General features: G+C 67.5%; 21 protein-coding genes and 1 pseudogene. 21 read left to right on the plus strand and 1 reads right to left on the minus strand.

Features of this window, described 5'->3' with window-relative positions; genetic code table 11:
* Nucleotide 1: 1 nt before the first annotated feature.
* The 10 genes from fliG to fliP all read left to right on the plus strand — a co-directional run bounded on the left by fliG (nucleotide 2) and on the right by fliP (nucleotide 8,025).
* Nucleotides 2–991, plus strand: coding sequence for a flagellar motor switch protein FliG (fliG, locus tag CKY51_RS02375; RefSeq protein WP_022972636.1), 990 nt, complete (start codon nucleotides 2–4; stop codon nucleotides 989–991).
* Nucleotides 988–1,608 carry a FliH/SctL family protein gene (locus CKY51_RS02380; RefSeq protein WP_022972635.1) on the plus strand — a complete coding sequence of 207 codons (621 nt, stop codon included), beginning with the start codon at nucleotides 988–990 and terminating at the stop codon, nucleotides 1,606–1,608. Before fliG ends, CKY51_RS02380 begins: the two co-directional genes overlap by 4 nt.
* Nucleotides 1,605–2,981: a FliI/YscN family ATPase gene (locus CKY51_RS02385; protein ID WP_022972634.1), complete on the plus strand. Its 1,377-nt coding sequence runs from the start codon at nucleotides 1,605–1,607 to the stop codon at nucleotides 2,979–2,981. Before CKY51_RS02380 ends, CKY51_RS02385 begins: the two co-directional genes overlap by 4 nt.
* Nucleotides 2,982–2,984: 3 nt before the next feature.
* Nucleotides 2,985–3,440 (plus strand): flagellar export protein FliJ, encoded by a 456-nt coding sequence (fliJ, locus tag CKY51_RS02390; protein ID WP_022972633.1) that lies wholly within the window; start codon nucleotides 2,985–2,987, stop codon nucleotides 3,438–3,440.
* Nucleotides 3,437–4,708 (plus strand): flagellar hook-length control protein FliK, encoded by a 1,272-nt coding sequence (locus CKY51_RS02395; RefSeq protein WP_022972632.1) that lies wholly within the window; start codon nucleotides 3,437–3,439, stop codon nucleotides 4,706–4,708. The genes fliJ and CKY51_RS02395 overlap by 4 nt, the downstream gene beginning before the upstream one ends.
* A gap of 188 nt (nucleotides 4,709–4,896) precedes the next feature.
* The gene (locus CKY51_RS02400) at nucleotides 4,897–5,415 is read left to right on the plus strand and encodes a flagellar basal body-associated FliL family protein (protein ID WP_152248816.1); all 519 of its coding nucleotides are present in this window, start codon (nucleotides 4,897–4,899) and stop codon (nucleotides 5,413–5,415) included.
* A 10-nt stretch (nucleotides 5,416–5,425) separates the two neighbouring features.
* The gene (gene fliM, locus CKY51_RS02405; RefSeq protein ID WP_152248817.1) at nucleotides 5,426–6,439 is read left to right on the plus strand and encodes a flagellar motor switch protein FliM; all 1,014 of its coding nucleotides are present in this window, start codon (nucleotides 5,426–5,428) and stop codon (nucleotides 6,437–6,439) included.
* Nucleotides 6,436–6,774 (plus strand): flagellar motor switch protein FliN, encoded by a 339-nt coding sequence (fliN, locus tag CKY51_RS02410; RefSeq protein WP_022972628.1) that lies wholly within the window; start codon nucleotides 6,436–6,438, stop codon nucleotides 6,772–6,774. The genes fliM and fliN overlap by 4 nt, the downstream gene beginning before the upstream one ends.
* The gene (gene fliO, locus CKY51_RS02415) at nucleotides 6,771–7,178 is read left to right on the plus strand and encodes a flagellar biosynthetic protein FliO (protein ID WP_022972627.1); all 408 of its coding nucleotides are present in this window, start codon (nucleotides 6,771–6,773) and stop codon (nucleotides 7,176–7,178) included. Before fliN ends, fliO begins: the two co-directional genes overlap by 4 nt.
* Nucleotide 7,179: 1 nt before the next feature.
* Entirely contained in the window at nucleotides 7,180–8,025 is an 846-nt protein-coding gene (gene fliP / locus CKY51_RS02420; RefSeq protein WP_152248818.1) for a flagellar type III secretion system pore protein FliP, read from the plus strand.
* Nucleotides 8,026–8,674: 649 nt separating this feature from the next.
* Here fliP and cas5 read toward each other — a convergent pair.
* Nucleotides 8,675–8,793, minus strand: a pseudogene (cas5, locus tag CKY51_RS22915) (CRISPR-associated protein Cas5).
* A gap of 297 nt (nucleotides 8,794–9,090) precedes the next feature.
* Between cas5 and CKY51_RS02435 the strand changes: the two are divergent.
* The 11 genes from CKY51_RS02435 (at nucleotide 9,091) to CKY51_RS02485 (ending at nucleotide 24,637) form a co-directional block, all read left to right on the plus strand.
* Entirely contained in the window at nucleotides 9,091–9,360 is a 270-nt protein-coding gene (locus CKY51_RS02435; RefSeq protein WP_152248821.1) for a flagellar biosynthetic protein FliQ, read from the plus strand.
* Between the two features lie 13 nt (nucleotides 9,361–9,373).
* Nucleotides 9,374–10,165, plus strand: a complete 792-nt coding sequence (gene fliR / locus CKY51_RS02440; protein WP_022972425.1) for a flagellar biosynthetic protein FliR — start codon at nucleotides 9,374–9,376, stop codon at nucleotides 10,163–10,165.
* Nucleotides 10,166–10,266: 101 nt separating this feature from the next.
* Complete coding sequence (locus CKY51_RS02445) at nucleotides 10,267–13,254, plus strand: ligand-binding sensor domain-containing diguanylate cyclase (RefSeq protein ID WP_022972426.1); 2,988 nt, start codon at nucleotides 10,267–10,269, stop codon at nucleotides 13,252–13,254.
* A 117-nt stretch (nucleotides 13,255–13,371) separates the two neighbouring features.
* Entirely contained in the window at nucleotides 13,372–16,395 is a 3,024-nt protein-coding gene (locus CKY51_RS02450; RefSeq protein WP_170292284.1) for a ligand-binding sensor domain-containing diguanylate cyclase, read from the plus strand.
* 56 nt (nucleotides 16,396–16,451) lie between these two features.
* Nucleotides 16,452–17,582: a flagellar biosynthesis protein FlhB gene (gene flhB / locus CKY51_RS02455; protein ID WP_022972428.1), complete on the plus strand. Its 1,131-nt coding sequence runs from the start codon at nucleotides 16,452–16,454 to the stop codon at nucleotides 17,580–17,582.
* Between the two features lie 17 nt (nucleotides 17,583–17,599).
* Nucleotides 17,600–19,672, plus strand: a complete 2,073-nt coding sequence (flhA, locus tag CKY51_RS02460) for a flagellar biosynthesis protein FlhA (protein WP_031339812.1) — start codon at nucleotides 17,600–17,602, stop codon at nucleotides 19,670–19,672.
* Nucleotides 19,673–20,329: 657 nt separating this feature from the next.
* Complete coding sequence (gene flhF, locus CKY51_RS02465) at nucleotides 20,330–21,976, plus strand: flagellar biosynthesis GTPase FlhF (protein WP_152248823.1); 1,647 nt, start codon at nucleotides 20,330–20,332, stop codon at nucleotides 21,974–21,976.
* Entirely contained in the window at nucleotides 21,963–22,847 is an 885-nt protein-coding gene (locus CKY51_RS02470) for a MinD/ParA family protein (RefSeq protein ID WP_022971126.1), read from the plus strand. Before flhF ends, CKY51_RS02470 begins: the two co-directional genes overlap by 14 nt.
* Nucleotides 22,844–23,599 (plus strand): RNA polymerase sigma factor FliA, encoded by a 756-nt coding sequence (locus CKY51_RS02475; RefSeq protein WP_022971127.1) that lies wholly within the window; start codon nucleotides 22,844–22,846, stop codon nucleotides 23,597–23,599. The genes CKY51_RS02470 and CKY51_RS02475 overlap by 4 nt, the downstream gene beginning before the upstream one ends.
* 22 nt (nucleotides 23,600–23,621) lie before the next feature.
* Entirely contained in the window at nucleotides 23,622–24,014 is a 393-nt protein-coding gene (gene cheY / locus CKY51_RS02480; protein ID WP_022971128.1) for a chemotaxis response regulator CheY, read from the plus strand.
* Nucleotides 24,014–24,637: a protein phosphatase CheZ gene (locus tag CKY51_RS02485; protein ID WP_022971129.1), complete on the plus strand. Its 624-nt coding sequence runs from the start codon at nucleotides 24,014–24,016 to the stop codon at nucleotides 24,635–24,637. Before cheY ends, CKY51_RS02485 begins: the two co-directional genes overlap by 1 nt.
* Nucleotides 24,638–24,639 lie beyond the last annotated feature (2 nt).

The raw sequence follows: 24,639 nt of genomic DNA on the forward strand, positions 1-24,639 counted from the left end.
GATGAGCGGTGTGCAGCGCGCCGCTGTGCTCCTGCTGTCGCTCGGCGAGGCCGATGCGGCCGAGGTGCTCAAGCACATGGACCCCAAGGAGGTGCAGAAGATCGGCATCGCCATGGCCACCATGTCCGGCATCTCGCGCGAGCAGGTCGAGCGGGTGATGGACGAGTTCAACGGCGAGCTCGCCGCCAAGACCTCGCTGGGCGTGGGCGCCGACGACTACATCCGCAACGTGTTGATCCAGGCGCTGGGTGCCGACAAGGCCGGTGGTCTGATCGACCGCATCCTGCTGGGTCGCAACACCACCGGGCTGGACACGCTCAAGTGGATGGACCCACGCGCCGTGGCCGACCTGGTGCGCAACGAGCATCCGCAGATCATCGCCATCGTGATGGCGCACCTGGACAGCGACCAGGCGGCCGAATCGCTGAAGAACCTGCCCGAGCGCACCCGCGCCGACGTGCTGCTGCGCATCGCCACCCTGGACGGCATCCCACCGAACGCGCTGAGCGAACTCAACGACATCATGGAGCGCCAGTTCGCCGGCAACCAGAACCTGAAGTCCTCCAACGTGGGCGGCATCAAGGTGGCGGCCAACATCCTCAATTTCCTCGACACCGGTGCCGACCAGGGCGTGCTGGGCGAGATCAGCAAGATCGACGCCGACCTGGCCACCAAGATCCAGGACCTGATGTTCGTGTTCGACAACCTGGTGGACCTGGACGACCGCGGCCTGCAGACCCTGCTGCGCGAAGTGTCCGGCGAGCGCCTGGGTCTGGCGCTGCGCGGCGCCGACGTCAAGGTGCGCGAGAAGATCACCCGCAACATGTCCCAGCGCGCGGCCGAAATCCTGCTGGAAGACATGGAAGCGCGCGGTCCGGTGCGGCTGGCCGATGTCGAAGCGGCACAGAAGGAAATCCTCACCATCGTCCGCCGGCTGGCTGACGAAGGCGCCATCAGCCTCGGCGGTGCCGGCGCGGAGACCATGGTATGAACGAGGTGGTCACCCGCTGGCTGGCGCCCGACCTGCATATCGCCCCGGCCCTGCCGGAGCCGGAGTACGCCGAACCGGCCGTGCTCGAGCCAGTGCTGCGCCCACCGACCCTGGAGGAGATCCAGGCCATCGAGGACGCCGCCCAGCAGGAAGGCTTCGCCCGCGGCCACGCCGAGGGCTTTGCCCAGGGTCAGGCCGAGGTGCGCCGCTTGACCGCGCAGATCGACGGCATCCTGGACAACTTCAGCCGCCCGCTGGCGCGGCTGGAAAACGAAGTGGTCGGTGCGCTCGGCGAACTGGCGGTGCGCATTGCCGGCCAGTTGGTCGGCCGGGCCTACCAGGCCGATCCGCAGCTGCTCGCCGAGCTGGTCGAAGAAGCCGTCGGCGCGGTGGGGAGCGCCGGCCGCGAGGTCGAAGTGCGCTTGCACCCGGACGATATCACCGCGCTGACGCCGCACCTGGCCGCCAGCAGCAGCACCCGCCTGGCCGCGGACATGAGCCTGAGCCGCGGCGATCTGCGCGTGCATGCCGAGAGCGTGCGCGTGGACGGCACCCTGGAAGCGCGCCTGCGGGCCGCATTGGAGACGGTCATGCGTAAATCCGGAGCGGGCCTGTGAGCGCCCTGCTGGGAGCCACCCCGGCCGACTGGCTGGACGCGCGCAATCTGCGCCTGGCCACCCGCCTGGGCGCACTGGGCCTGGAACCGGCCGCTGGCCGCACCCTGATCCGCGAAGGCATCCTACGCCGCGCGGTCGGCCTGACCCTGGAAGCGACCGGCTGCGAAGCGCCGATGGGCGCCACCTGCAAGGTCGAGGTCGATGGCGGCTGGGTCGACGCCGAGGTCGTCGGCTTCGCCGGCGAGCGGACCTACCTGATGCCCAGCGCCGAACTGCATGGCCTGCTGCCGAATGCGCGCGTGGTGCCCTCGCGGCGCCGCGGCGGCGTGGAAGTGGGCGAAGGTCTGCTCGGCCGCGTCATCGACAGCGACGGCACCCCGCTGGACGGCAAGGGCCCGATTCGCGCCGAAGACAGCATCGGCATGGCTGGCGTATCGATCAACCCGCTGGCACGCGAACCCATCACCACCTCGCTGGATGTGGGCGTGCGCGCGATCAACGCCATGCTGCCGATCGGCCGTGGCCAGCGCGTGGGCCTGTTCGCCGGTTCCGGCGTCGGCAAGTCAACGCTGCTGGGCATGATGACCCGCTTCACCTCGGCCGACGTGATCGTGGTCGGGCTGATCGGCGAACGTGGCCGCGAAGTGCGCGACTTCGTCGAAACCACCCTGGGCGAAGAAGGCCTGCGCCGCGCCGTGGTCGTGGCCGCACCGGCCGACCGCCCGCCGCTGGCACGCCTGCATGGCGCCTACCGCGCCACCGCCATCGCCGAATGGTTCCGCGACCAGGGCTTGAACGTGCTGCTGCTGATGGATTCGCTGACCCGCTTCGCCCAGGCGCAGCGCGAGATCGGCCTGTCGGTCGGCGAGCCGCCGACCACCCGCGGCTACCCGCCGTCGGTGTTCGCCAAATTGCCGGCGCTGGTGGAACGCGCCGGCAACGGCGCCAAGGGCCGCGGTTCGATCACCGCCTTCTACACCGTGCTGACCGAAGGCGACGACCCGCAGGACCCGATCGCCGACGCCGCCCGCGCGATTCTCGACGGCCACATCCTGCTGTCGCGTCGGGTCGCCGACAGCGGCCTGTATCCGGCCATCGACCTGGAATCCTCGGTCAGCCGCGTGGTGCAGGACATCGCCGACGACACCTGGCGCCTGCGCATCCGCAAGCTCAAGCGACTGCTGTCGGCCTACACCGCCAACCGCGACCTGATCGCCATCGGCGCCTACCAGCGCGGCAGCGACCCGGCCACCGACGAAGCGCTGGCGCGCTGGCCGGAGATCGTCGAATTCCTCGGACAGGACGTCCACAGAGCGTCTGATCTGATCGACAGCCTGTCCGCGCTGCAGCGGCTGGTGGAACCTGAGAACTAATCCATGATGCAGTCCAAACGGATCGATCCCCTGCTGCGGCGGGCCCAGGAACAGGAAGACAAGGTCGCCCGCGACCTGGCCGAGCGCCAGCGCATGCTGGAAACGCATCAGTCGCGCCTGGAAGAACTGCGCCGTTACGCCGAGGAATACGCCAGCAGCCAGATGGCCGGCACCAGCGCAGTGGCGCTGAGCAACCGCCGCGCCTTCCTGGACCGGCTCGACAGCGCCGTGCAGCAACAGACCCAGACAGTGGAAAACAATCGCGCCAAGGTGGAGGCCGAGCGCACCCGCCTGCTGCTGGCCAGCCGCGAAAAGCAGGTGCTCGAGCAGCTGGCCGCCAGCTATCGCGCGCAGGAAAACAAGGTGGTCGAGCGCCGCGACCAGCGCGAGATGGACGATCTCGGCGCCCGCCGCGTGCGCCTGGCGCGCGTCGAAGACTCTCACGGAGATGCCCCATGAACCCCTTGTCCGCTTTCGTCACCGGCCTCAACGCGCTGGCCAGCACCGGCAAGAAGTCCAGCTACAGCGACCCGGCCCCCGAGCAGGATCCGGGCCAGGACCAGTTCGCCCGCATGCTGCAACCGGGCAACAACGGCAACCAGGCGGCGCCTGCGCCGGAGCGTGCAAGCGCCAAGCCGGCACCCAAGCCGGCCCCCTCGGACAAGCAGCGCAGCGACGACGACAACGGCGATGAGAGCGCCGGCACCGGCGACGCCGCTGCCCGCCCGCGCGGCCAGGACAGCGACAGCAAGCCCTCGCCCGCCAGCAAGGAGAGCACGACCAAGGAATCCAGTGCGGCAGCCGGCAGCGACAAGAGCAAGCCCAAGACGGCCGCCAGCGACGGGCAGGACCACGCCGAGGACAGCACCACCCCGGCGGCCGCCAGCTGGCCGCCGCCGGGTCTGGGCGGCTTCGGCATGAGCCTGCTGGCGCAGGCCGTTCCGGGGGGCGATGCCCTGGCCGCGGCGGCCGCTGCACTGACCGCTGCCACCGCCAGCACCACCGCCACTACAGCGACCGCGCTTCCCGCCGAGACCACGCCGACCGCAGGCGCAGGGGCCGCCCCCAGCCTGCCGGCATTGGGCGCGCTGACCCCGGCAGCCAATGCCGGCGCCAAGGGCGCGACGCCGACGCTACCTACCGGTGAGGTCCAGGCCGCCACCGTGATGCCGTTGATGACCAATGCCCTGACGGCGTCTGCCGACGATGCCACTGCCGCGAAGGCGCCGGACGCACCGGCATTCGTGCTGCCGACCACGCCGACCACTGCCTTGGCGCGCCCGCAGGACGCCGCACCGATCTTCACTGCTTCGCCGACGCCCACTCCGGAACTGGGCAGCGACGGCTTCGACGACGCCATCGGCGCACGCCTGAGTTGGCTGGCCGACCAGAAGATCGGCCATGCGCACATCAAGCTCACGCCCAACGAGATGGGCCCGGTGGAAGTCCGCCTGCATCTCGAGGGCGACAAGGTCAACGCCAGCTTCACCGCGGCCCAGGCCGATACGCGCCAGGCGTTGGAACAGAGCCTGCCGCGCTTGCGCGAATTGCTCGGCCAGAGCGGCTTCCAGCTCGGCCAGGCCGATGTCGGCCAGCAGCAACAGGGGCAGACCGGCGGGCGCAATGGCAGCGAGCCGGGCAGCGGCCTGGTGCTGGAAGACAGCCCTCCCGTCGGAATTCCGTCGGTGGTGTTACGCCAGCGTGGATTGCTGGACGCCTACGCCTGATCGGCGGGCATGAAATCGCGGCAGCGACCGCGTGAGCGGGGCCAACCGGGAGGCGGCAGCATGCCAGCCTCCCTTGCCGCAGTAGGGTTTGCACGCGTCGGCGCTGTGCCGGCGTGCTGCCGGGAAACCGGCGCGGTTTTGGCACGGCGGTTGCATTCCTTGGGTGAGCCTTCCCCCTGGAGCAGACCGTGGCAGCCGCTGAGAAACCGAAAAAGACCGACGAGAAGGACGAGAAGAAGAAGGGTGGCAAGAAGCCCATCCTGCTGATCGCCATCGGCGTGGTCGTGCTCGCGGCCGCTGGCGGCGGTGCCTGGTTCTTCCTCGGCCACAAGAGCGAGGACAAGGGCGGCCAGCATGCACCGCCCAAGACCGCCGAGGTCCCCAAGCCGGCCCAGTACTTCCCGATGGACCCGGCCATCGTGGTCAACCTCTCCGACCCCGGCGACGGCCCACAGTACCTGCAGGTCGAGGTGCAACTGGTGACCCGCGACCCGGAAGAACTGAAGCTGATCACCGAAAACGCGCCAGCCATCCGCGCGCACCTGCTGATGCTGTTGTCGCAGGTCAAGGCCACCGACGTGGCCGACCTGGCCGGCAAGCAGAAATTGCAGAAGGCCGCGCTGGCCGAGGCGCAGAAGGTGATGACCAGCGAGACCGGCAAGAAGTGCGTCGAAGAATTGCTGTTCACCAGTTTCGTGACCCAGTAAGGCCTGTCCGATGAGCGTCAGTGATCTGCTTTCCCAAGACGAGATCGATGCCCTGCTGCATGGCGTGGATTCGGGCGCGGTCAATACCGAGCCGGAACCGCTGCCCGGCGAGGCGCGCCAGTACGACCTGTCCAGCCAGGACCGCATCATCCGCGGGCGCATGCCGACCCTGGAGATGGTCAACGAGCGCTTCGCGCGGTTGTGGCGTATCGGCCTGTTCAACCTGATCCGACGCTCGGCCGACCTGTCGGTGCGTGGCATCGACCTGGTCAAGTTCAATGAGTACATGCACTCGCTGTACGTGCCGACCAACCTCAACCTGATCCGCTTCAAGCCGCTGCGTGGCACCGGTCTGATCGTGTTCGAACCCACGCTGGTGTTCACCGTGGTGGACAACTTCTTCGGCGGCGACGGCCGTTTCCACACCCGCATCGAAGGTCGCGAGTTCACCGCCACCGAGATGCGGGTGATCCAGCTGATGCTCAAGCAGACCTTCGCCGACCTGAAGGAAGCCTGGGCGCCGGTGATGGACGTGGACTTCGAATACATCAACTCGGAGATCAACCCGCACTTCGCCAATATCGTCACCCCGCGCGAATACGTCGTGGTGTGCCGCTTCCATGTGGAACTGGAAGGCGGCGGCGGCGAGATCCACGTGACCCTGCCCTACTCCATGCTCGAGCCGATCCGCGAACTGCTCGATGCCGGCATCCAGAGCGACCGCAACGACCGCGACGAAAGCTGGAACATCATGCTGCGCGAGCAGCTCAACACCGCCGAGGTCACGCTCTCCAGCGTCCTGGCCAGCAAGCGTATGAGCCTGCGTCAGCTCACCGGTCTGAAGGTCGGCGACATCCTCCCGATCGAACTGCCCGCCAAGGTGCCGCTGTGCGTGGAGGACATTCCCATGTTCACCGGCGAGTTCGGCATCGCCAACGGCAACAACGCCGTCAAGATCACCGCCGTGCATCCGCCCGGCAACCAGACCCCGCGCACCGTTACCGCCCAGGACACACCCCGATGAGCCACTCCGACCTTCTCGACGCCGCCCCCGCGCAGTTCGACAACCTGCAGGCCGAGCACGACCAGAATGCCACCGACCTGAACCTGGACGTCATCCTCGACGTGCCGGTCACCCTGTCGCTGGAAGTCGGGCGCGCCCGCATTCCGATCCGCAACCTGCTGCAGCTCAACCAGGGCTCGGTGGTGGAACTGGAACGCGGCGCCGGCGAACCGCTGGATGTCTACGTCAACGGCACCCTGATCGCGCACGGCGAAGTGGTGGTGATCAACGACCGCTTCGGTATTCGCTTGACCGACGTGGTCAGCCCCAGCGAACGCATCCGGAGGCTGCGGTGATCGGCCTGCTGGCCACCGCCGCGCCGGCCGCGGCCAAGGCCAGCCAGGTGGGCGCACAGGCGCCCTCCTCGCCCGGATTGTTCGGCGCGGTCCTTGCATTGTTGTTGGTGCTCGGCTTGATCGTCGGTCTGGGCTGGTTGCTCAAGCGCATGCCCGGCAGCGGTTTTCGCAGCAGCGAAGGTCTGCGCGTGGTGACCAGCCTGGCGGTCGGGGCAAAGGAGCGTGTGGTGGTGGTGGAGGTCAATGGCCAGCAGTTGCTGCTGGGCGTGACCGCCGGTGGCATCAGCACCCTGCACACCCTGGCCGAACCGCTGCCGCCGACCGCCCCGCCGAGCCTGCCCAACCTCAAGCAACTTCCCAATTTCGCTCAGCTGCTCGCTCAGAAGCTGCGCAAGGACCCGTGACATGTTCAGTCGTTGGAATCGCTGGGGGCGCAGCCTCCGCCTGGTACTGATCCTGCTGGCGCTGAGCTGCCCATTGCTGGCCGCCGCCGCCCCGGCGGCCTTGCCGACCATGGCACAGGCTGCCGCGCCCGCCGCGGCGCCGAGCGCGGCACCGGCCGCCGGCAATCAACTGCCGGCGCTGCCCAATGTCAGCGTCGGCCGCATCGGCGACCAACCGGTGAGCCTGCCGCTGCAGACCTTGCTGCTGATGACGGCGATCACCCTGCTGCCGTCGATGCTGCTGGTCCTGACCGCCTTCACCCGCATCACCATCGTGCTGGGCCTGCTGCGGCAGGCACTGGGCACTGGCCAGACCCCGTCCAACCAGGTGTTGCTGGGCCTGTCGATGTTTCTCACCGCGCTGGTCATGATGCCGGTGTGGCAGAAGATGTGGAACAGCGGCCTGTCGCCCTACCTCAACAACCAGATCGACTTCCAGACCGCCTGGACGCTGACCACCCAACCGCTGCGCGCCTTCATGCTGGCGCAGATCCGCGAAACCGACCTGATGACCTTCGCCGGCATGGCCGGCGACGGCAAGTACGCCGGCCCGGACGCGGTGCCGTTCCCGGTGTTGGTGGCCTCGTTCGTCACCAGCGAGCTGAAGACGGCCTTCGAAATCGGCTTCCTGATCTTTATCCCGTTCGTGATCATCGACCTGGTGGTCGCCAGCGTGCTGATGTCGATGGGCATGATGATGCTGTCGCCGATGTTGATCTCCGCACCGTTCAAGATTCTGCTCTTCATCCTGGTCGACGGATGGGTCCTGGTCGTCGGCACGCTGGCAGCCAGCTTCAACGCCGCCTAGCCAACAGGATCCAGGCTTCGGCCTTTGAACTTGCCTTTGAACTTGCCTTTGAACTTGCCTTTGAGCTCTTGCCTTCGAGCTTCGGCCTTATGGTTTTGGCTGTTGAGCTTTCGCTTGTGTCTCTGGCTCGCGCTATTGGCTTTCCGTCCCCCATACCGCAGCGGCAAGCCGGATGGATACAACCCGCAGGGCGTCGCGCAAGGATGCGCGGCGTTTTTGTAAGGGACATGGATGTCCCTTACAAAAATTTCCATCTGGCTTGCGTACCCGGAGCGCGTAGCGCGGAGGGGCGCGAGGACGGGGGTGTGTTTCTTTGGTTACTTTCTTTGCACAAGCAAAGAAAGTGACTCGCCCCCCGGAGGGGGCGAAAGCTCTGCCTCGGCCCCCGCAGGGGGGCGAAAGCTCTGCCTCGGCCCCCGCAGGGGGGCGAAAGCTCTGCACTTGAATTTGCGTTTGCGTTTGAAGTTGCTTCGACTGCTAAAAAAGGAAATCAGGAGCTTTCACGCCCTTCGGGCGCGAGTCACTTTTCTTTGCTTGTGCAAAGAAAAGTAACCAAAAGAAAGCACCCCCCGTCCTCGCGCCCTCCGCGCCTGCGGCGCTCCAGGTCCGCAAGTCCGGCAGAAATTTTTGTAAGGGACATCCATGTCCCTTACAAAAACGCCGCGCATCCTTGCGCGACGCCCTGCGGGTTGTATCTGCCAGCCTTGCCGCTGCGGTATGGGGACCCTAAAAGCAAAACAGCCAGAGCCAGAGCCAGAGCAAAAGCAAGAGTCAAGAGCAAAAGCAAGAGACAGGAACAAGGGCAAAGCGGAAGCACCGGCTGAAAAATCGCGTACAACCGGCCGCAACGACAGATTTCCAGCGCTGCGGCCTCGACCAAAGACCATGCAGGCCTGCCTTGCCTACCCCGCAACCACCGCAAGGATGTACGAATCGGCCGTGAGCCAGTCAGGCCCCGAATCAGGAAGCGAACACCGATGCGTCATAGCGCAATGCGCTTAGCTTCCCTGTGCACCCATGCACAGACACCCCTCCCTTTGGCACCCCACTTGCATCTAACCCAGCATGAGCCCTGAAATCGCCCTGACTGAATTGCGTGGTGGCCTGGTCACCGTCCTGTGGGTCGCCGGCCCGATGCTCCTGGCCGTGTTGGTCGTTGGCGTGGTGATCGGCGTGGTACAAGCCGCGACCCAATTGAACGAACCGACCATCGGCTTCATCGCCAAGGCGGTCGCCCTGACGGCGACCTTGTTCGCCACCGGCAGCATGCTGCTGGGCCATCTGGTGGAATACACCACCATGCTGTTCCAGCGCATTCCGCACATCATCGGCTAGCGGAGCGCTCCGGATGGATGCCGCCACCCAGATGGTGATCGATGGCCAGCGCGCCTTCGCGATGGTCGGTGCGATCCTGTGGACCATGCTGCGGACCGGTGCATTGCTCACCGCCATGCCGCTGATCGGGACCCGCGCGGTGCCGGCACGGGTCCGCGTGGTGCTGGCTGGCACCCTGTCGATGGCGTTGGCACCGATGCTGCCGCCAGTCCCGGACTGGGACGGCTTCACCGCCCAGGCCGTTCTGAGCGTGGCGCGCGAGCTGGCGCTGGGGGCCAGCATGGGATTCATGCTGCGGTTGATCTTCGAAGCCGGCGCGATGGCCGGCGAACTGGTGTCGCAATCGACCGGCCTGTCGTTCGCGCAGATGTCCGATCCCTTGCGTGGGGTGACCTCCGGAGTGATCGCCCAGTGGTTCTATCTGGGCTTTGGCTTGCTGTTCTTCGCCGCCAATGGCCACCTGGCGGTCATCGCACTGCTGGTGGACAGCTACAAGGCACTACCGATCGGCAGCGCGCTCCCGGATGCGGCGGCTTTTGCCGAGGTGGCGCCGACCTTGTTCATGCAGGTGCTGCGCGGCGGCCTGGGGTTGGCCCTGCCGATGATGGTGGCCATGCTGGCGGTCAACCTGGCCTTCGGTGCCTTGTCCAAGGCCGCGCCGGCACTCAATCCGATGCAGTTGGGCCTGCCGCTGACCGTGCTGCTGGGCTTGTTCCTGCTGTCCAGCTTCACCAGCGAATTCGCCCCGCCGATCCAGCACCTGTTCGATACCGCCTTCGACGCAGCGCGTGCGCTGACCGCATGATGTGATGCGACTCAAGTTTTACCCCAGTGCGCCGCCAATGCGGCTATGAGGAGTCAGGTCGCCACCGACCGACTCCGCCTCTCAATTCTGCAACGGAATCGATGCCCTTCGTGCCCGCACCGTCCGCTCCAGTCCTGCTGCGTTGCGTACTCTCCTGGCTCTGGCTAGGGGCGTTGGTGGCGTCTGGGTGGGTCGCTAGCGGGACGGCCGCGGCGCAGAGCTATAGCTTTCGCAGCTATACCCAGGCCGATGGCCTGCAAGGCATGTCCATCACCGGCCTATTGGAAGATCGGCAAGGCGTGGTCTGGGTCTCCACCGAACTGGCCCTGCATCGCTTCGAACGCGATCGCTTCATTGCCGTCGGCCAGGACGACGGACTGGATGCCCGCTACAGCCGTGGAATGACCCTGGATACGCAGGGCCGGCTCTGGGTGGCCACCGCCAATGGGGTCTTCGTGCGCAGCGGCGAACGCTTCGTGCAGGTGCTGCGAAACGGCCAGCGCATCCGCGCCGATGCCGGCAATGTGATCGCCGCCTATCGCAGCGGTGTGGCGGTGCTCAGCGAAGGACAACTGCTTGCAGTGGTGGAACAGGCTGGCGGCTGGGCGGTGCAGCCGGTGCCATTGCGCATGCCCGATGGTCAGTCGGCACCGATCGGACCGTCGCTGTTGGCCGACGCAGGGTTCCTGTGGCTGCCCTGCGGGCCGGGCGTCTGTCGCCTGGATGCGCGCGGCCGCGTGGTCGAAGCCTTGTCCGAGCGCGACGGCGTCCCGGAACGCCGCTGGCGGGCGATCTATCGTCAACGTGACGGGCGGTTGTGGCTGCGCGGCGGCGGCATGATCCTGTCGCGGGCACCGGGCGCGTCGCGCTTCGAAGCGCATCTGCCCGCCACTCAGGGCGACTTCACCACGCTGTCCGGGGTCACCACGATGGTGGAGGATCTCCAAGGTCGCTTGATCACCCGCGGCGACCATGGGCTGGTGCGCTGGGAGGGCGATCGCTGGGAGGAAATCGGCGACGACCAGGGCCTGCACCTGGATGCGATGATCGGCCCGCTGCTGCCGCAGAGCAACGGCACGTTGTGGATCGGAACGCGTGGCCAGGGCGTGCAGCGCTGGCTGGGCTACGGCAGCATCGAACACCTGGGACAACCGCAGGGCATCCCGAACGGGGCGACCTGGGCGATCCAGCGCCTGCCCGACGGCCTGCTCGCGGTCGGTGGCGACGGCGGCGCCAGCCTGCTGGAGCGACGCAGCGCGCATGCCCGTGAGTGGCGACTGGCCAATGGCAACCCGCTGCCGCAAGTACTCAGCATTGCGGTCGCGCCGGACGGCGCGACCTGGGTGTCCTACTTCACTGGCGCCATCGCCCGCCGCGATCCGCACGATGGCGTGACCCGCGAGGTGATGGAGCTGCCCAATCCGATCTACAAGCTGGTCTTCGATCACGGCGGCATGCTGTGGATCGCCAGCCCGCGCGGCCTGTATGTCGCCAGCAGCAGCCCGCCCTACAACCTTCGCCACGTGGACGAGCTGCCCGCCAAGTTCATCGGCGATATCGAGCTGGACCAGCACGGACAGCTGTGGGTCGCCAGCGATCGCGGACTGTATCGGCATCAGGGCGGGCAATGGATTCACGTGCCCTTGCGCGGCACGCTGCCCAGCCAGGATGTGTTCCAGATCGACTTCGCTCCGGATGGCGAGCTCTGGCTGTCGCTGCGCGACATCGGGCTGTGGCATGGCCGCTCACGCGCCGACGGCAGTCTGGTGCTGCAGGCCGTCAGCGACCCGTTGGTGTCCAAGGTCATGCCCTTCATCCTGCGCCACGACCGTGAGGGCCGGCTGTGGGTCGGCAGCAGCCAGGGCCTGGACCTGTATTCCAACGGCCGCTGGGCCCGCATCACCCGCGACGAAGGCCTGCTGTGGGACGACCTGTCGGCCAACGCCTTTTTCGAAGACGACGACGGCAGCGTGTGGATTGGCAGCAGCCGTGGCCTCAGCCACCTGCTCGCGCCAACGCGGCTGTTCGCCGCACCGCCGCTGTTGGTGCAGATCGCGCACGTACATCGCGGTCAGCAGCAGTTGCACGCCGGCGAGGAGGTCGACTGGTCCGAGCTGCCGTTGGACATCGAGCTGCGCACACCGGGCATGGAAGGCGGTGCCGACCGCATCAGCTTCCGCTATCGGGTGGAGGGGCATCAGGCGCGCTGGACCACCACCTCGCTCGCCCGTATCACCTATCCGTTGCTGCCGCCGGGGCGCTATGTGATGGAAGTGCAGGCACAGGACGCGCGCCAGCGCAGCGTCAGCCCACTGGCGCGCTTCGCCTTCGTGCTGCGCCCACCGTGGTGGCGCAGCAACCCCGCCATCGCGGTCTATGTGCTACTGGCGGTCGGCGGCGTGATCGGCCTGCTGCGCTGGCGCACGCAGAAGTTGCTGCGACGCAAGCAGGAACTGGAGCAGATGATCGCCGAACGCACCGCCGAGCTGGAGCAGGACAAACGCGATCTGGAATGCGCACGCGCCGCGCTTGCCTTCAAGGCCACCCATGACGAATTGACCGGCCTGCTCAACCGCGCCGGCATCCTGGAGGTGTCGCGGCGACTGCTGGCTGCTGCGTTGGCCAATGGCACGCCGCTGGCAGTCGCGTTGATCGACCTGGACCACTTCAAGCAGGTCAACGACCAGCACGGCCATCTGGCCGGCGATGCGGTGCTGGCCGGCGTCGGCAAGCGCCTGAGCGATTGCCTGCGTGGCGACGACCGCATCGGCCGCTACGGTGGCGAAGAGCTGCTGGCACTGTTGCCTGGGCTGGGCGTGGAGGCCAAGGCCCGGCTGCAGGCACTGCATGGACGGATTTGCGGCGACTATCCGATCGACGGCGGCCAATTGCAGGTGACCTGTTCGATCGGGGTGGCGTGGGCGCAAGCGGGAGACACCGTCGAGTACCTGCTGGCCCGCGCCGATGAAGCGCTGTACGGCGCCAAGCACGCAGGCCGCAATCGCATCGCCTACGCGTCCACACTTCCTCACAGTGCGGCGGAGGATAGTGGTGCGCAGACGACCGGCAGGTTAAAGAAAGTGCCGTGAACAGCCGCTAGTTCGGACAAGGCGGCCAGTCACCGGCGCCGTCGATGGCAGGTGTGAATGAACGGCGCGAGGGGCGCCCTTCGACTGCCTGCCACTGCGTGGGAGAGCGCAAGGCCTGTGAGGTTTCAGTACCGCCAATGGAAGGGGGCGCGTTGCCGCACGTGGGCGGTGGCGTTGCTGCTCGCGTTGCTGTCGCTGGCCGGAACCGCCAATGCGCAAGTCGCGAGCCTTCGCCGCTACGCCCATGACCAGGGCCTGTTGGGACTGGCGGGCACCTGTCTGCTGCAGACCCGGGCCACCCGCCTGTGGGTCTGCACCGAAAGCGGCCTGTATCGCTTCGACGGCCGCGGCTTCCAGCAAGTGACCCTGGACGGCCTGCACAACGAACCGGTCTTCTCCATGAGCGAGGACCCGCAGGGTCGCCTGTGGGTCGCCGGCTTCCAGAGCCTGTTCGTCGGCGACGAGCATGGTTTCCGCCGGCTGGCCCGCGACGAGGCGCAGCATCTGCAGAACGGATTGCTACTGGCCAGCCTACCCTGGGGCACGGTGGTGGCAAACGGCGGCAACCTGGAACTGTTGCGCGAGCGGGCCGACGGCGGCTGGCGCGTCGAGCCGCTGCTCGACGCGGCCACCCGGAAACGTGTGCCGGACGCGTCCAAGGTCCTGAGCGTATCGGTAGACGGTGCCACGCTGTGGATCGGATGCGATCGCCGTCTGTGCGCGATCGATGCGCAGCACCGACTGCAGGTGTTCGGCCCCGACCAAGGCGTACCGAACGAACGGTGGTATAGCGTGTTGCGCGACCGCGACGGTGCACTGTGGGTCCGCGGCAGCAGCACCCTGCTGTACCGCCCTGCCGGCGCAGCGCATTTCAGCGTCCATCCATCTCCCCTGCACGCGCAGCATGCCGTCGGCCATCAGCCGTCCTTGGTGCTGGACCGCGAAGGTCGCGTGCTGGTGCGGACTAGCGATGCTTTGTTGCGTTGGGAAGGCCATCGTTGGCGCAGCTTCGGCGTCGACAACGGGCTGCCTGCCGGCCTCAGCGATTCCTTGCTGGTCGACAGCGATGGCGAAATCTGGATGACCATGTCCGGCGAAGGCGTGATCCGCTGGGCCGGCTACGATTGGATCGAGAACTGGGACGCCGACCAGGGCATGCCGCCGGCACCGACCTGGTCGATCACCCGCGACGCCCAGGGCGCGCTGCTGGTCGGCAACGAAAGTGGGATCGGCCGACAAACCTCCGCCGACGGCCGCTTCGCGCCGGCCCTGCCGCAATCGGGCATCCAGATCGTCGGCATGCAGCGCGGCGACGACGGCATTCTGTGGACGCTGAACTCCTCCGGCCTGCTGCGTCGCTACGCACCCGACGGCAGCAACGCGGAGCTGGGGAAACTGCCTCGCACTGGCCGCCGTCTCCTGCTGGATCGGCAGGGACGGCTGTGGATCCTCAGCGCCGGCGGCATGTTCGTCGTCGAGCACGCACGCACGGACGCGTCGCTGAAGCCGGTCAGCGATTTGCCCGCCATCGCCTACAACGATATCCAGCAAACCGCAGACGGCAGCGTGTGGGTCTCCAGTGCCAATGGCCTGTTTCGCCTGCAAGGCGACCACTGGTCGAAGATCACCGTGCGCGTCAACGGCGCCGCGAGCGATCCATGGATCAGCAAGTTCGACATCAGCGCCAACGGCGAGACCTGGCTGTCGTTCTATCGGCCCGGGCTCTGGCATGGCGTGCTGCGCGGCCAGTTGCTCGACCTGCAGGCGGCCAGCGACCCGGCGATGGCGGACGTTGGCGTGTACCTGTTGCGCAAGGACAGCCGCGGCCGTCTGTGGGTGGGGCATGCCCGCGGCGTGGATGTCTACGATGGAAAGCGCTGGTCGCATCTGTCGCAGTCGCAGGGCCTGATCTGGGACGACGTGTCCGAAGCCGCCTTCTACGAAGACCAAGACGGCTCGGTGTGGATCGGCACCTCGCGCGGGGTTTCCCATGTGCGCGATCCCGCGCATTTGTTCGAACAGCGCAAGCCCAATGTACGGATCGACAGCATCAGCCGCGGCGGCATTCCGCTGCAGCGCGGACAGTTGGTGGGCTGGAGCGATCGGCCGCTGCACATCGCCTTGTCCAGCGTGGACGTCTACGACGATCCCAGCCGGGTGACGGTGCGCTATCGCATCCTGGGCCTGCACGACGAATGGATCCAGAGCGAAACGCTGTCGATCGATCAACCGCCCCTGCCGGCCGGCCACTTTCGCCTGCAGGTGCAATTGCTCGACCACTACCGGCGCCAGGCCTCGCCGGTGGTGGACCTGCCGTTCGCGATCGCGCCGTTGTGGTGGCAGAGCCCGCCGGCGCTGGCGCTGTATGTGTTGATCGGCCTTGGCCTGCTGGCCGGGCTGTGGCGCTGGCGACACCGTCACCTGGTTGCCCGCGAGCGCATGCTGGCCGAGCTGGTCGCCGAGCGCACCTACCAGTTGGAACGCGAGAAGCGCGACCTGGAGACGGCGCGTGCGGCACTGGCGCTGAAGGCTAGCCATGACGCCCTGACCGGCCTGCTCAATCGCGCCGGCGTACTGGACGCCATGGGCGACAGCTTGCAGACCTGCGCCGCCACCGGGCAGCCGCTGGCGGTACTGCTGATCGACCTGGACCACTTCAAGCTGATCAACGACGAGCACGGCCATCTGATCGGCGATGCCGTGCTGACCAAGGTCGGCGCCCGGCTGACCGCCTGCCTGCGCGATTCGGACAAGGTGGGCCGCTACGGCGGCGAAGAGCTGCTGCTGTTGCTGCCCGGGATGAACGCAAGTGGCCATCACCGCCTGCGGGCGATCCACGACGCCATCGGTTTGCCGCCTTACGACGTGGGCTGCGCGGCGCCGTTGCGGGTCACCTGCTCGATCGGCGTGGCCTGGTATCGGCCCGGCGACACCATCGCAACGATGCTGGCGCGCGCCGACGAGGCGCTGTACCGGGCCAAGCGCCTGGGCCGCAACCGCATCGAATCGGAAGAGGAAGCGGATGCCGATCTGCCGGCGCCGCCCGAGATCGCTGACAGCGCCGATACAGCGACCGCCGCGGCCACGGCCAATAGCAGCACGGTGCAGCAAGCCAACCGCGGCGTACCGTCGCCGCCCTAGCCACATTTGGAACGCCGCTTGCATGGAGCTGGGCTGATCCCCCATCCGGCAGCCCCATGTCCGAGTCCGAAGACGGCGGCGAACGCACAGAACTTCCCACCGAAAAGCGCCTGCGCGAGGCGCGCGAACAGGGCAACATCCCGCAATCGCGCGAGCTGTCGACCGCGGCGGTGTTCGGTGCCGGCGTGTTCGCGCTGATGCTGCTGGCACGCGGCATCGGCGATGGCGCCAGCGTCTGGATGAAGACCGCGCTGAGCCCGGATCCGAAGATGCGCGAGACCCCGATGGCGTTGTTCGGCCACTTCGGCGACCTGCTGCTGCAGCTGCTGTGGGTGATGCTGCCGCTGGCCGGTATCTGCCTGGCTGCCGGCCTGGCCGGCCCGCTGTTCATGAGCGGACTGCGCTTTTCGACCAAGGCGATCATGCCCGACCTCACCAAGCTCAACCCCATGAACGGCTTGCAGCGCATGTGGGGCAGCCACAGTCTGGCCGAACTGACCAAGTCGATCCTGCGCTTGCTGTTCGTCGGCCTGGCGGCCGGCTTGTGCATTTCCGGCGGGCTGCAGGGCCTGCGCGCACTGGTCAACCAGCCACTGGAACAGGCGATCGGCCATGGCCTGGACTTCACCAAGAGCCTGCTGCTCTACACCGCCGGCGCCCTGGTGCTGCTGGCGGCCCTCGATGCGCCCTACCAGAAGTGGAACTGGCTGCGGAAGCTGAAGATGACCCGCGAAGAGGTCAAGCGGGAAATGAAGGAAAGCGAGGGCAGTCCCGAGGTCAAGGGCCGGATCCGGCAGATGCAGATGCAATTGTCGCAGCGCCGGATGATGGAGGCCGTGCCCACCGCCGACGTGGTGCTGATGAACCCCACCCACTACGCGGTGGCGCTGAAGTACGAGGGCGGCAAGATGCGCGCGCCGGTCGTGATCGCCAAGGGCGTGGACGAAATGGCGTTCCGGATCCGCGAAGCGGGCGAACAGCACCGGGTGCCGGTGGTGACCGCCCCGCCTTTGGCACGCGCCTTGTATCGGGAAGGTCAGCTCGGCAAGGAAATCCCCGTGAGACTCTATTCGGTCGTGGCCCAGGTCCTGTCCTACGTCTACCAGCTGCGCGGGTGGCGCGGCGGCCCGATGCCGGAACTGCCGGCGCTGGATGTGGATGAGTTCGGCAAGGGGGCCAGCGCATGAGCGCCCAGCCCGCCCCGATGAACGTCCGCCGCATCATGGAGTTGCTCCGCAACGGCCTGGGCGCGCCACTGGCCTTGTTGGCCATGCTCGCCATGCTGATGGTGCCGCTGGCCGCACCGGTGCTGGACGCGCTGTTCACCTTCAACATCGCCATCTCGCTGATGGTGCTGCTGGCGGTGGTGTACGTGCAGCGCCCGCTGGAGTTCACTATCTTCCCGATCGTGCTGTTGATGACCACGATGCTGCGATTGGCGCTCAATGTCGCCTCCAGCCGCGTCATCCTGATCAACGGCCAGGACGGCCACGCCGCTGCCGGCAAGGTCATCGAGGCCTTCGGCCAGTTCGTGATCGGCGGCAATTACGCGGTCGGCATCGTGGTGTTCGCGATCCTGACCATCATCAACTTCGTGGTGATCACCAAGGGTGCCGGTCGCGTGTCGGAAGTGACCGCGCGCTTCATCCTGGATGCGATGCCCGGCAAGCAGATGGCCATCGACGCCGATCTCAACGCCGGCTTGTTGACGCGCGAAGAAGCCAAGGCCCGTCGCGAGGAGGTCCGCGAGGAAGCCGACTTCTACGGCGCGATGGACGGCGCCAACAAGTTCATCCGCGGCGACGCCATCGCCGCCATCCTGATCCTGTTCATCAACCTGGTCGGCGGCATGGCCGTAGGCATGCTCCAGCACGGCATGTCCTTCGTCGATGCAGCCTCGACCTATACCCTGTTGTCGATCGGCGACGGTCTGGTCGCGCAGTTGCCGGCCTTGCTGGTGTCGTCTTCGGTCGCCTTGCTGGTCACCCGCGCCTCGCGTGCGCAGGACATGCGCGGGGCGATGATCGGCCAGGTCTTCGGTCAGCACCGTGCGCTGGCCGTGGCCGCCTCCATCCTGGGCCTGGTCGGCCTGGTCCCGGGCATGCCCAATGTCGCCTTTCTGACGCTGGGCCTGGTGCTGGGCCTGATCGCCTGGAAGATGTACAAGCGCAGTATCGCCAAGCCCACCGCCGGCGACCCGGCCAGTGACCCGCAGGCCGCTGCCGCGGCGACTGCCGCCCAGGCCAGCGCCGAGCTGAGCTGGGACGAGCTGCGGCCGATCGACCCGCTGGGCCTGGAAGTCGGCTACCGATTGATCCCGCTGGTGGACAAGAACCAGGGCGGCGAGCTGATGGCGCGGATCAAGGGCGTGCGCCGCAAGCTCACCCAGGACATCGGCTTCCTGGTGCCGCCGGTACACATCCGCGACAACCTCGAACTGTCGGCCAATGCCTACCGCCTGCTGGTGCACGGGGTACCGGTGGCGACGGCGGAAATCTATCCCGACCGTGAACTGGCGCTGGACCCGGGCGGTGCGCTCGGCCAACTCGACGGCATTCCCGGCAAGGATCCGGCATTCGGCCTGGAGGCCACCTGGATCCAGCCGCATCAGCGCGCCTACGCCGAATCGATGGGCTATACCGTGGTCGACCCGGCCACCGTGGTGGCCACCCACCTGTCGCACCTGATTCGCGAGCACGCCCCGGAACTGCTCGGCCACGAGGAAGTGCAGCAACTGCTGGCGACCCTGGCCAAGACGGCGCCGAAGATGGTCGAGGACCTCACGCCCAAGGCGCTGCCGATGTCGGTGGTGGTGCGGGTGCTGCAGAACCTGCTGGTGGAGAAGATTCCGGTGCGGCAGCTGCGCAAGATCGTCGAAGCATTGGTGGAGCACGCCCCGCACAGCCAGGACCCGGCCGCGCTCACCGCCGCGGTGCGCACCTCGCTGGGCCGCTTCATCGTGCAGGAGATCGCCGGCATGTCGGCCGAACTGCCGGTGTTCACCCTGGCCCCGCAACTGGAGCGGGTGCTGCAGGAATCCACTCATGGCAATGGCGTGGCACTGGAGCCCGGCCTGGCCGAGCGGCTACACCAGAGCCTGGCCGATTGCGTCGGCAAGCAGGAAGCGCGCAACGAACCGGCGGTGGTGCTGGTGCCCGGCCCGGTCCGCGCCGCATTGGCCCGCCTGGTCCGCCACAGCGTGCCCAGCCTGTCGGTACTTGCCTATAGCGAGGTCCCCGAAGACAAGCGCCTGAAGCTGGTCGGCACGATCAGCTAACAACGCCCCCGTAGGAGCGCCCCTGGGCGCGACCAGCTTTACCGACAAGCTCGTCGCGCCCAGGGGCGCTCCTACAAACGATTCCCGCGCCCGGACGGCGATCAGCCAAAAACCGCCAACGCCCCCCCCGTAGGAGCGCACCCGGGCGCGACCCGCTTTACCGACACGCCCGTCGCGCCCAGGGGCGCTCCTACAAAGATTCCCGTGCCCTGCCGGCAACCGACCGCCATACCCGGCGTCGGAAAGCCGCCACCGGCCCGGACCTCGAATCGATTGCAGTGCGCAGGCCACTTCGGGGCGTTCCAAGTGCGCCTGGCTCGACCCGGGCCCCGCGATCGCACCCGTCCGCAGCAAGACACAACCGCCTCGCCACGCGCGAAAAAGTCAATCGATCCAGTGGCTTGAAGCCTTCGGAATGGACCAGCGGCATAGCGCCCACGCTGCCCGATGCTCCAGCTCCACGCGCCGGAACCCTGGCACCACGTTTTGGCACACCGCATGCATTAGCACTGGCGAGCCCGCAACCCTTCGATGCGCTGCGTGGCCCAGGACTCGGCACGAACCAATCGGACAGGCACCCATGACGCAGGCAACACACCTTTCTTCATCGCGCACCCGCCCGGCGTCCGGCGCGTGCTTGTCCCGGGAGCAGCTGGCATGAAAATCAAACGCTTCGTCGCTCCGGACATGCGCACCGCCTTCCGCATGGTGCGGGACGAACACGGTCCGGACGCGGTCATCCTGTCCAACCGTCGCACTGCCGAAGGTATCGAGATCGTCGCTGCCAGCAATTACGACGAGGAGTTGGTACAGCGGGCGCTGGAAACCGCCCGCAACGAATCGCAGGTACCTGCGCCCGCCCCGGCACCGGCAGCTCCTGCCGCGCCGGCACGGGCGGCGCAGGCCGCCGCCAGCGACGCCGGCATCAGCCAGCGCCAGCGCGTGGCCAACGCCGCTGAAGACATGATCGCCGCGATGGCCCTGCGGCAACCGCTGCATGTGCCGCGCGCCGCCCCCGCACCGACCCCGATCCGCACTGCGGCACCGCCGCCGGTGCAGGCGCCGGTGCAGACCCTGCCCACGCCCGCCCCCCGCCAGGAGCACGCGCTCTCGGCAGTGCCGGAACAATTGTTCGCCGACTTCCTGACCACCCCGCCGGTGGCGCGCAACGACGCGCCGAAGGCCGTCGAGGCCCCGGCCCCGGTCCAGGCGCCGATCCAGGCCGTCGCCGCACCGCTGCCGCTGGAGCTGGACACCGACGTCCTGCCGGCCGATGCCGACTTCGACCTGCCCGAGGCGCTGCCGCAGATCCTGCCGCCGGCCGCGTTGCCGCCGCTGGCCGTCGCCGCGCCGGTACTGGCCGCGGTGCCCGTCGCCGCCCCGGTGGCGATGCAGAACGACGAGGAACTCAAGCACCTGCGCGGCGAGCTGGCGCTGATGCGGCAGATGATCGAGCGCGAGATGAACCGCCTCACCGACGAGCGCCTGCGCGGCTCGCCGGTGCGCGCCCAGGCGCTGGAACTGATGGACGACTACGGCTTCGATGCCGGCCTGACCCGCGATATCGCCCTGCAGATCCCCGCCGACACCGAACTGCATCGCGGCCGCGGCCTGATGCTGGGCCTGCTGTCCAAGCGGTTGCCGGTCTCGCCGGCCGACCCGCTGGAGCGTGGCGGCGTGATCGCCCTGGTCGGCCCGACCGGCGCCGGCAAGACCACCACCATCGCCAAGCTGGCGCAGCGCTTCGCCGCCCAGCACGCACCGCGCGACGTGGCCCTGGTCACCACCGACACCCAGCGCGTGGGTGGCCGCGAGCAGCTGCACAGCTACGGCCGCCAGCTCGGGATCGCGGTGCACGAGGCCGACAGCGCCGAAAGCCTGCTGGACCTGCTCGAGCGCCTGCGCGACTACAAGCTGGTGCTGATCGATACCGCCGGCATGGGCCAGCGCGACCGCGCCCTGGCCGCGCAGCTGAACTGGCTGCGCGCCGCGCGCCAGGTCACCTCGCTGCTGGTGCTGCCGGCCAACGCACATTTCGCCGACCTCGACGAGGTCGTGCGGCGGTTCGCCCATGCCAAGCCCCAAGGCGTGGTGCTGACCAAACTCGACGAGACCGGACGCTTCGGCAGCGCCCTGTCGGTGGTCGTCGATCACCAGATGCCGATCACCTGGGTCACCGACGGACAACGGGTCCCGGACGACCTCCACCGTGCCAATGCCGCCAGTCTCGTTCTTCGCCTTGAAGATTTGCGGCGCGCTGCCGATAAGCCCTGTACTCCGGAGCACAACCATGCCGTCGCGTGAATACGCAAAGCTGACCAACGCCTTCCCCCTGTCGGCAACCCGTCCTGAGCCCCTGGGCCCGGTGCGCACCATTGCCGTGACCGGCGGCAAGGGTGGCGTAGGCAAGACCAACCTCTCGGCCAACCTGGCGGTGGCCCTGGCCGACATGGGCAAGCGCACCCTGCTGCTCGATGCCGACCTTGGCCTGGCCAATCTGGACGTGGTGCTGGGGCTGTCGCCCAAGTACACGCTGGCCGACCTGATCGCCGGCCGCTGCACGCTGGACGAGGTGATCATCGAAGGCCCGGGCGGCGTGCTGGTGGTGCCGGCGGCGTCCGGTCGCCGCCACATGGCCGAACTGGCCCCGGCCCAGCACATCGGCCTGGTCAACGTGTTCTCCGAACTGGAGCGCGACCTGGACGTAATGGTCATCGACACCGCTGCCGGCATCACCGACAGCGTGCTGACCTTCTGCCAGGCCGCCCAGGACACCGTGGTGGTGGTCTGCGACGAGCCGGCCTCGATCACCGACGCCTACGCGCTGATCAAGGTGCTCTCGCGCGAACGCGGCGTGGACCGTCTGCAGATCGTCGCCAACATGGTGCGCGACCCCAACGAAGGCCGCCTGCTGTACGACAAGCTGTCGCGGGTGTGCGAGAAGTTCCTCGGCGACGTCTCGCTGAACTACCTCGGCCACGTGCCGCAGGACGACTGGCTGCGCCTGTCGGTGCAGCGCCAGCAACCGGTCATCAAGGCCTACCCGGCCAGCCCCTCGGCGCAGGCCATTGCCGAGATCGCCCGTCGCACCTCGCGCTGGCAGGCCCCTACCGTGCCGCGCGGCAATGTCGAGTTCTTCGTCGAACGCATCATCCAACGGGGGGTTGCCGCATGAACACCGCCGCCGCAGCGCAGTACCGTGCCGTCCAGCGCAACAACGCCAACGACGTGGTCACCCAGCACGCCGACCTGGTGCGTCGCATCGCCCACCACCTGGCCGCGCGTCTTCCGGCCAGCGTGGAAGTGGACGATCTGATCCAGGCCGGCATGATCGGCCTGATCGAGGCCTCGCGCAGCTATGACTCCGAACAGGGCGCGTCATTCGAAACCTACGCCTCGATCCGCATCCGCGGTTCGATGATCGACGAAATCCGCCGCGGCGACTGGGTGCCGCGCTCGGTCCATCGTCGCGCCCGCGACGCCGCCGCGGCGGTGCGCAAGATCGAACAGAACACCGGCCGTGCCGCCGCTGCCACCGAGGTGGCGGCCGCGATGGAGATGCCGCTGCCGGAATACCTGCGCTTGATGGAAGACGCCGCACGCGGCCAGGTGCTGAGCCTGGAATCGCGCATCGAGGACCACGGCGAGCTGGATACCACCGCCAAGGGCGGGCCCAATCCGCAACAGATGATGGAGCGCGGCGAATTCGGCCGCGAACTCGGCAAGGCCATTGGCCAACTGCCCGAACGCGAACAGCTGGTGCTGTCGCTGTATTACGAGCAGGAATTGAACCTGAAGGAAATCGGCGCCGTGCTCGGTGTGAGCGAGTCACGGGTGTGCCAGATCCATGGCCAGGCGGTGGTCCGTTTGCGCGGCCGTCTCAAGGTATTCGAGCTGGCCGATGCCGGCGTCGACAACGACGAATGACTTTTCGTGTTAGGAGCTTGATGTGAACAAGAACATGCGGATCCTGATCGTGGACGATTTCTCGACGATGCGACGCATCGTCAAGAATCTGTTGGCCGATCTTGGCTTTACCAATACCGCAGAAGCCGAAGACGGCAACAGCGCGCTGGCCGCGCTGCGGGCCAGCACCTTCGATTTCGTGGTCACCGACTGGAACATGCCCGGCATGACCGGCATCGACCTGCTGCGCAACATCCGCGCCGACGCCAAGCTCAAGCACCTGCCGGTGATGATGGTGACCGCCGAAGCCAAGCGCGAGCAGATCATCGAAGCGGCCCAGTGCGGCGTGAACGGCTACATCATCAAGCCGTTCACCGCACAGACACTGGAAGAGAAGCTCGGCAAGGTGTTCGAGCGCCTGGCGGCGACCGCCTGATGGACGCCATCCTCGACACCGATGCCGAGCGCGCTGCGCTGATCGAACGCCTGCAAGGCGCGTTGGATGCGCTGGAAAGCGGTGACGAGCTGGCGTGGCGACGCGAAGTCGACACCCTGGCCGCGCTGCGCACCCGCCCGATGATGCAGCGTCTGAGCCGGCTCGCCCGCGAGCTGGGCCAGGCGCTGGGCGAATTGCCCACCCTGCCGGAAGAAGCCGGCGAGCTGGACGACGCCTGCTCGCGCCTGGACCACGTGGTGGAAATGACCGAGAAGGCCAGCCACCGCACCCTGGACCTGGCCGAAGAGTGCCGCACGCTGGCCGAGCAACTGCGCTCGGGCGGGCTCAACGTCGACCAGGGCGTGCTGCTGGACAAGATCCGCCACAACCTGACCGAACTGGCCTTGGCGCAGAGCTACCAGGACCTGAGCGGACAGATCATCCGTCGCGTCGCCGGCATCGTGCGGCGTGTCCATGAAGGTTTCGGAGCGCTCGGCCTGCCGCCGAAGGATCCGCAGCCGAAGAACGACGGCGGCCTGGCCGGTCCTGCGATCAAGGGCCTGGATCGTCACGCGGTGTCGCAGGACGACGCCGACGACCTGCTGTCCGGACTGGGGTTGTAACC

The organism is Xanthomonas maliensis, assembly GCF_009192945.1.
GTDB lineage: Bacteria > Pseudomonadota > Gammaproteobacteria > Xanthomonadales > Xanthomonadaceae > Xanthomonas > Xanthomonas maliensis.

Bases quoted from the DNA above. Each gene is read 5' to 3' on its own strand.
- fliM (WP_152248817.1), top strand. From the start codon at position 5,426: ATGAGCGTCAGTGATCTGCTTTCCCAAGACGAGATCGATGCCCTGCTG.
- CKY51_RS02470 (WP_022971126.1), top strand. From the start codon at position 21,963: ATGCCGTCGCGTGAATACGCAAAGCTGACCAACGCCTTCCCCCTGTCG.
- fliJ (WP_022972633.1), top strand. From the start codon at position 2,985: ATGATGCAGTCCAAACGGATCGATCCCCTGCTGCGGCGGGCCCAGGAA.
- CKY51_RS02475 (WP_022971127.1), top strand. From the start codon at position 22,844: ATGAACACCGCCGCCGCAGCGCAGTACCGTGCCGTCCAGCGCAACAAC.
- CKY51_RS02445 (WP_022972426.1), top strand. From the start codon at position 10,267: ATGCCCTTCGTGCCCGCACCGTCCGCTCCAGTCCTGCTGCGTTGCGTA.
- CKY51_RS02380 (WP_022972635.1), top strand. From the start codon at position 988: ATGAACGAGGTGGTCACCCGCTGGCTGGCGCCCGACCTGCATATCGCC.
- fliP (WP_152248818.1), top strand. From the start codon at position 7,180: ATGTTCAGTCGTTGGAATCGCTGGGGGCGCAGCCTCCGCCTGGTACTG.
- fliR (WP_022972425.1), top strand. From the start codon at position 9,374: ATGGATGCCGCCACCCAGATGGTGATCGATGGCCAGCGCGCCTTCGCG.
- CKY51_RS02435 (WP_152248821.1), top strand. From the start codon at position 9,091: ATGAGCCCTGAAATCGCCCTGACTGAATTGCGTGGTGGCCTGGTCACC.
- CKY51_RS02395 (WP_022972632.1), top strand. From the start codon at position 3,437: ATGAACCCCTTGTCCGCTTTCGTCACCGGCCTCAACGCGCTGGCCAGC.
- fliN (WP_022972628.1), top strand. From the start codon at position 6,436: ATGAGCCACTCCGACCTTCTCGACGCCGCCCCCGCGCAGTTCGACAAC.
- flhF (WP_152248823.1), top strand. From the start codon at position 20,330: ATGAAAATCAAACGCTTCGTCGCTCCGGACATGCGCACCGCCTTCCGC.
- flhA (WP_031339812.1), top strand. From the start codon at position 17,600: ATGAACGTCCGCCGCATCATGGAGTTGCTCCGCAACGGCCTGGGCGCG.
- fliG (WP_022972636.1), top strand. From the start codon at position 2: ATGAGCGGTGTGCAGCGCGCCGCTGTGCTCCTGCTGTCGCTCGGCGAG.
- CKY51_RS02485 (WP_022971129.1), top strand. From the start codon at position 24,014: ATGGACGCCATCCTCGACACCGATGCCGAGCGCGCTGCGCTGATCGAA.
- flhB (WP_022972428.1), top strand. From the start codon at position 16,452: ATGTCCGAGTCCGAAGACGGCGGCGAACGCACAGAACTTCCCACCGAA.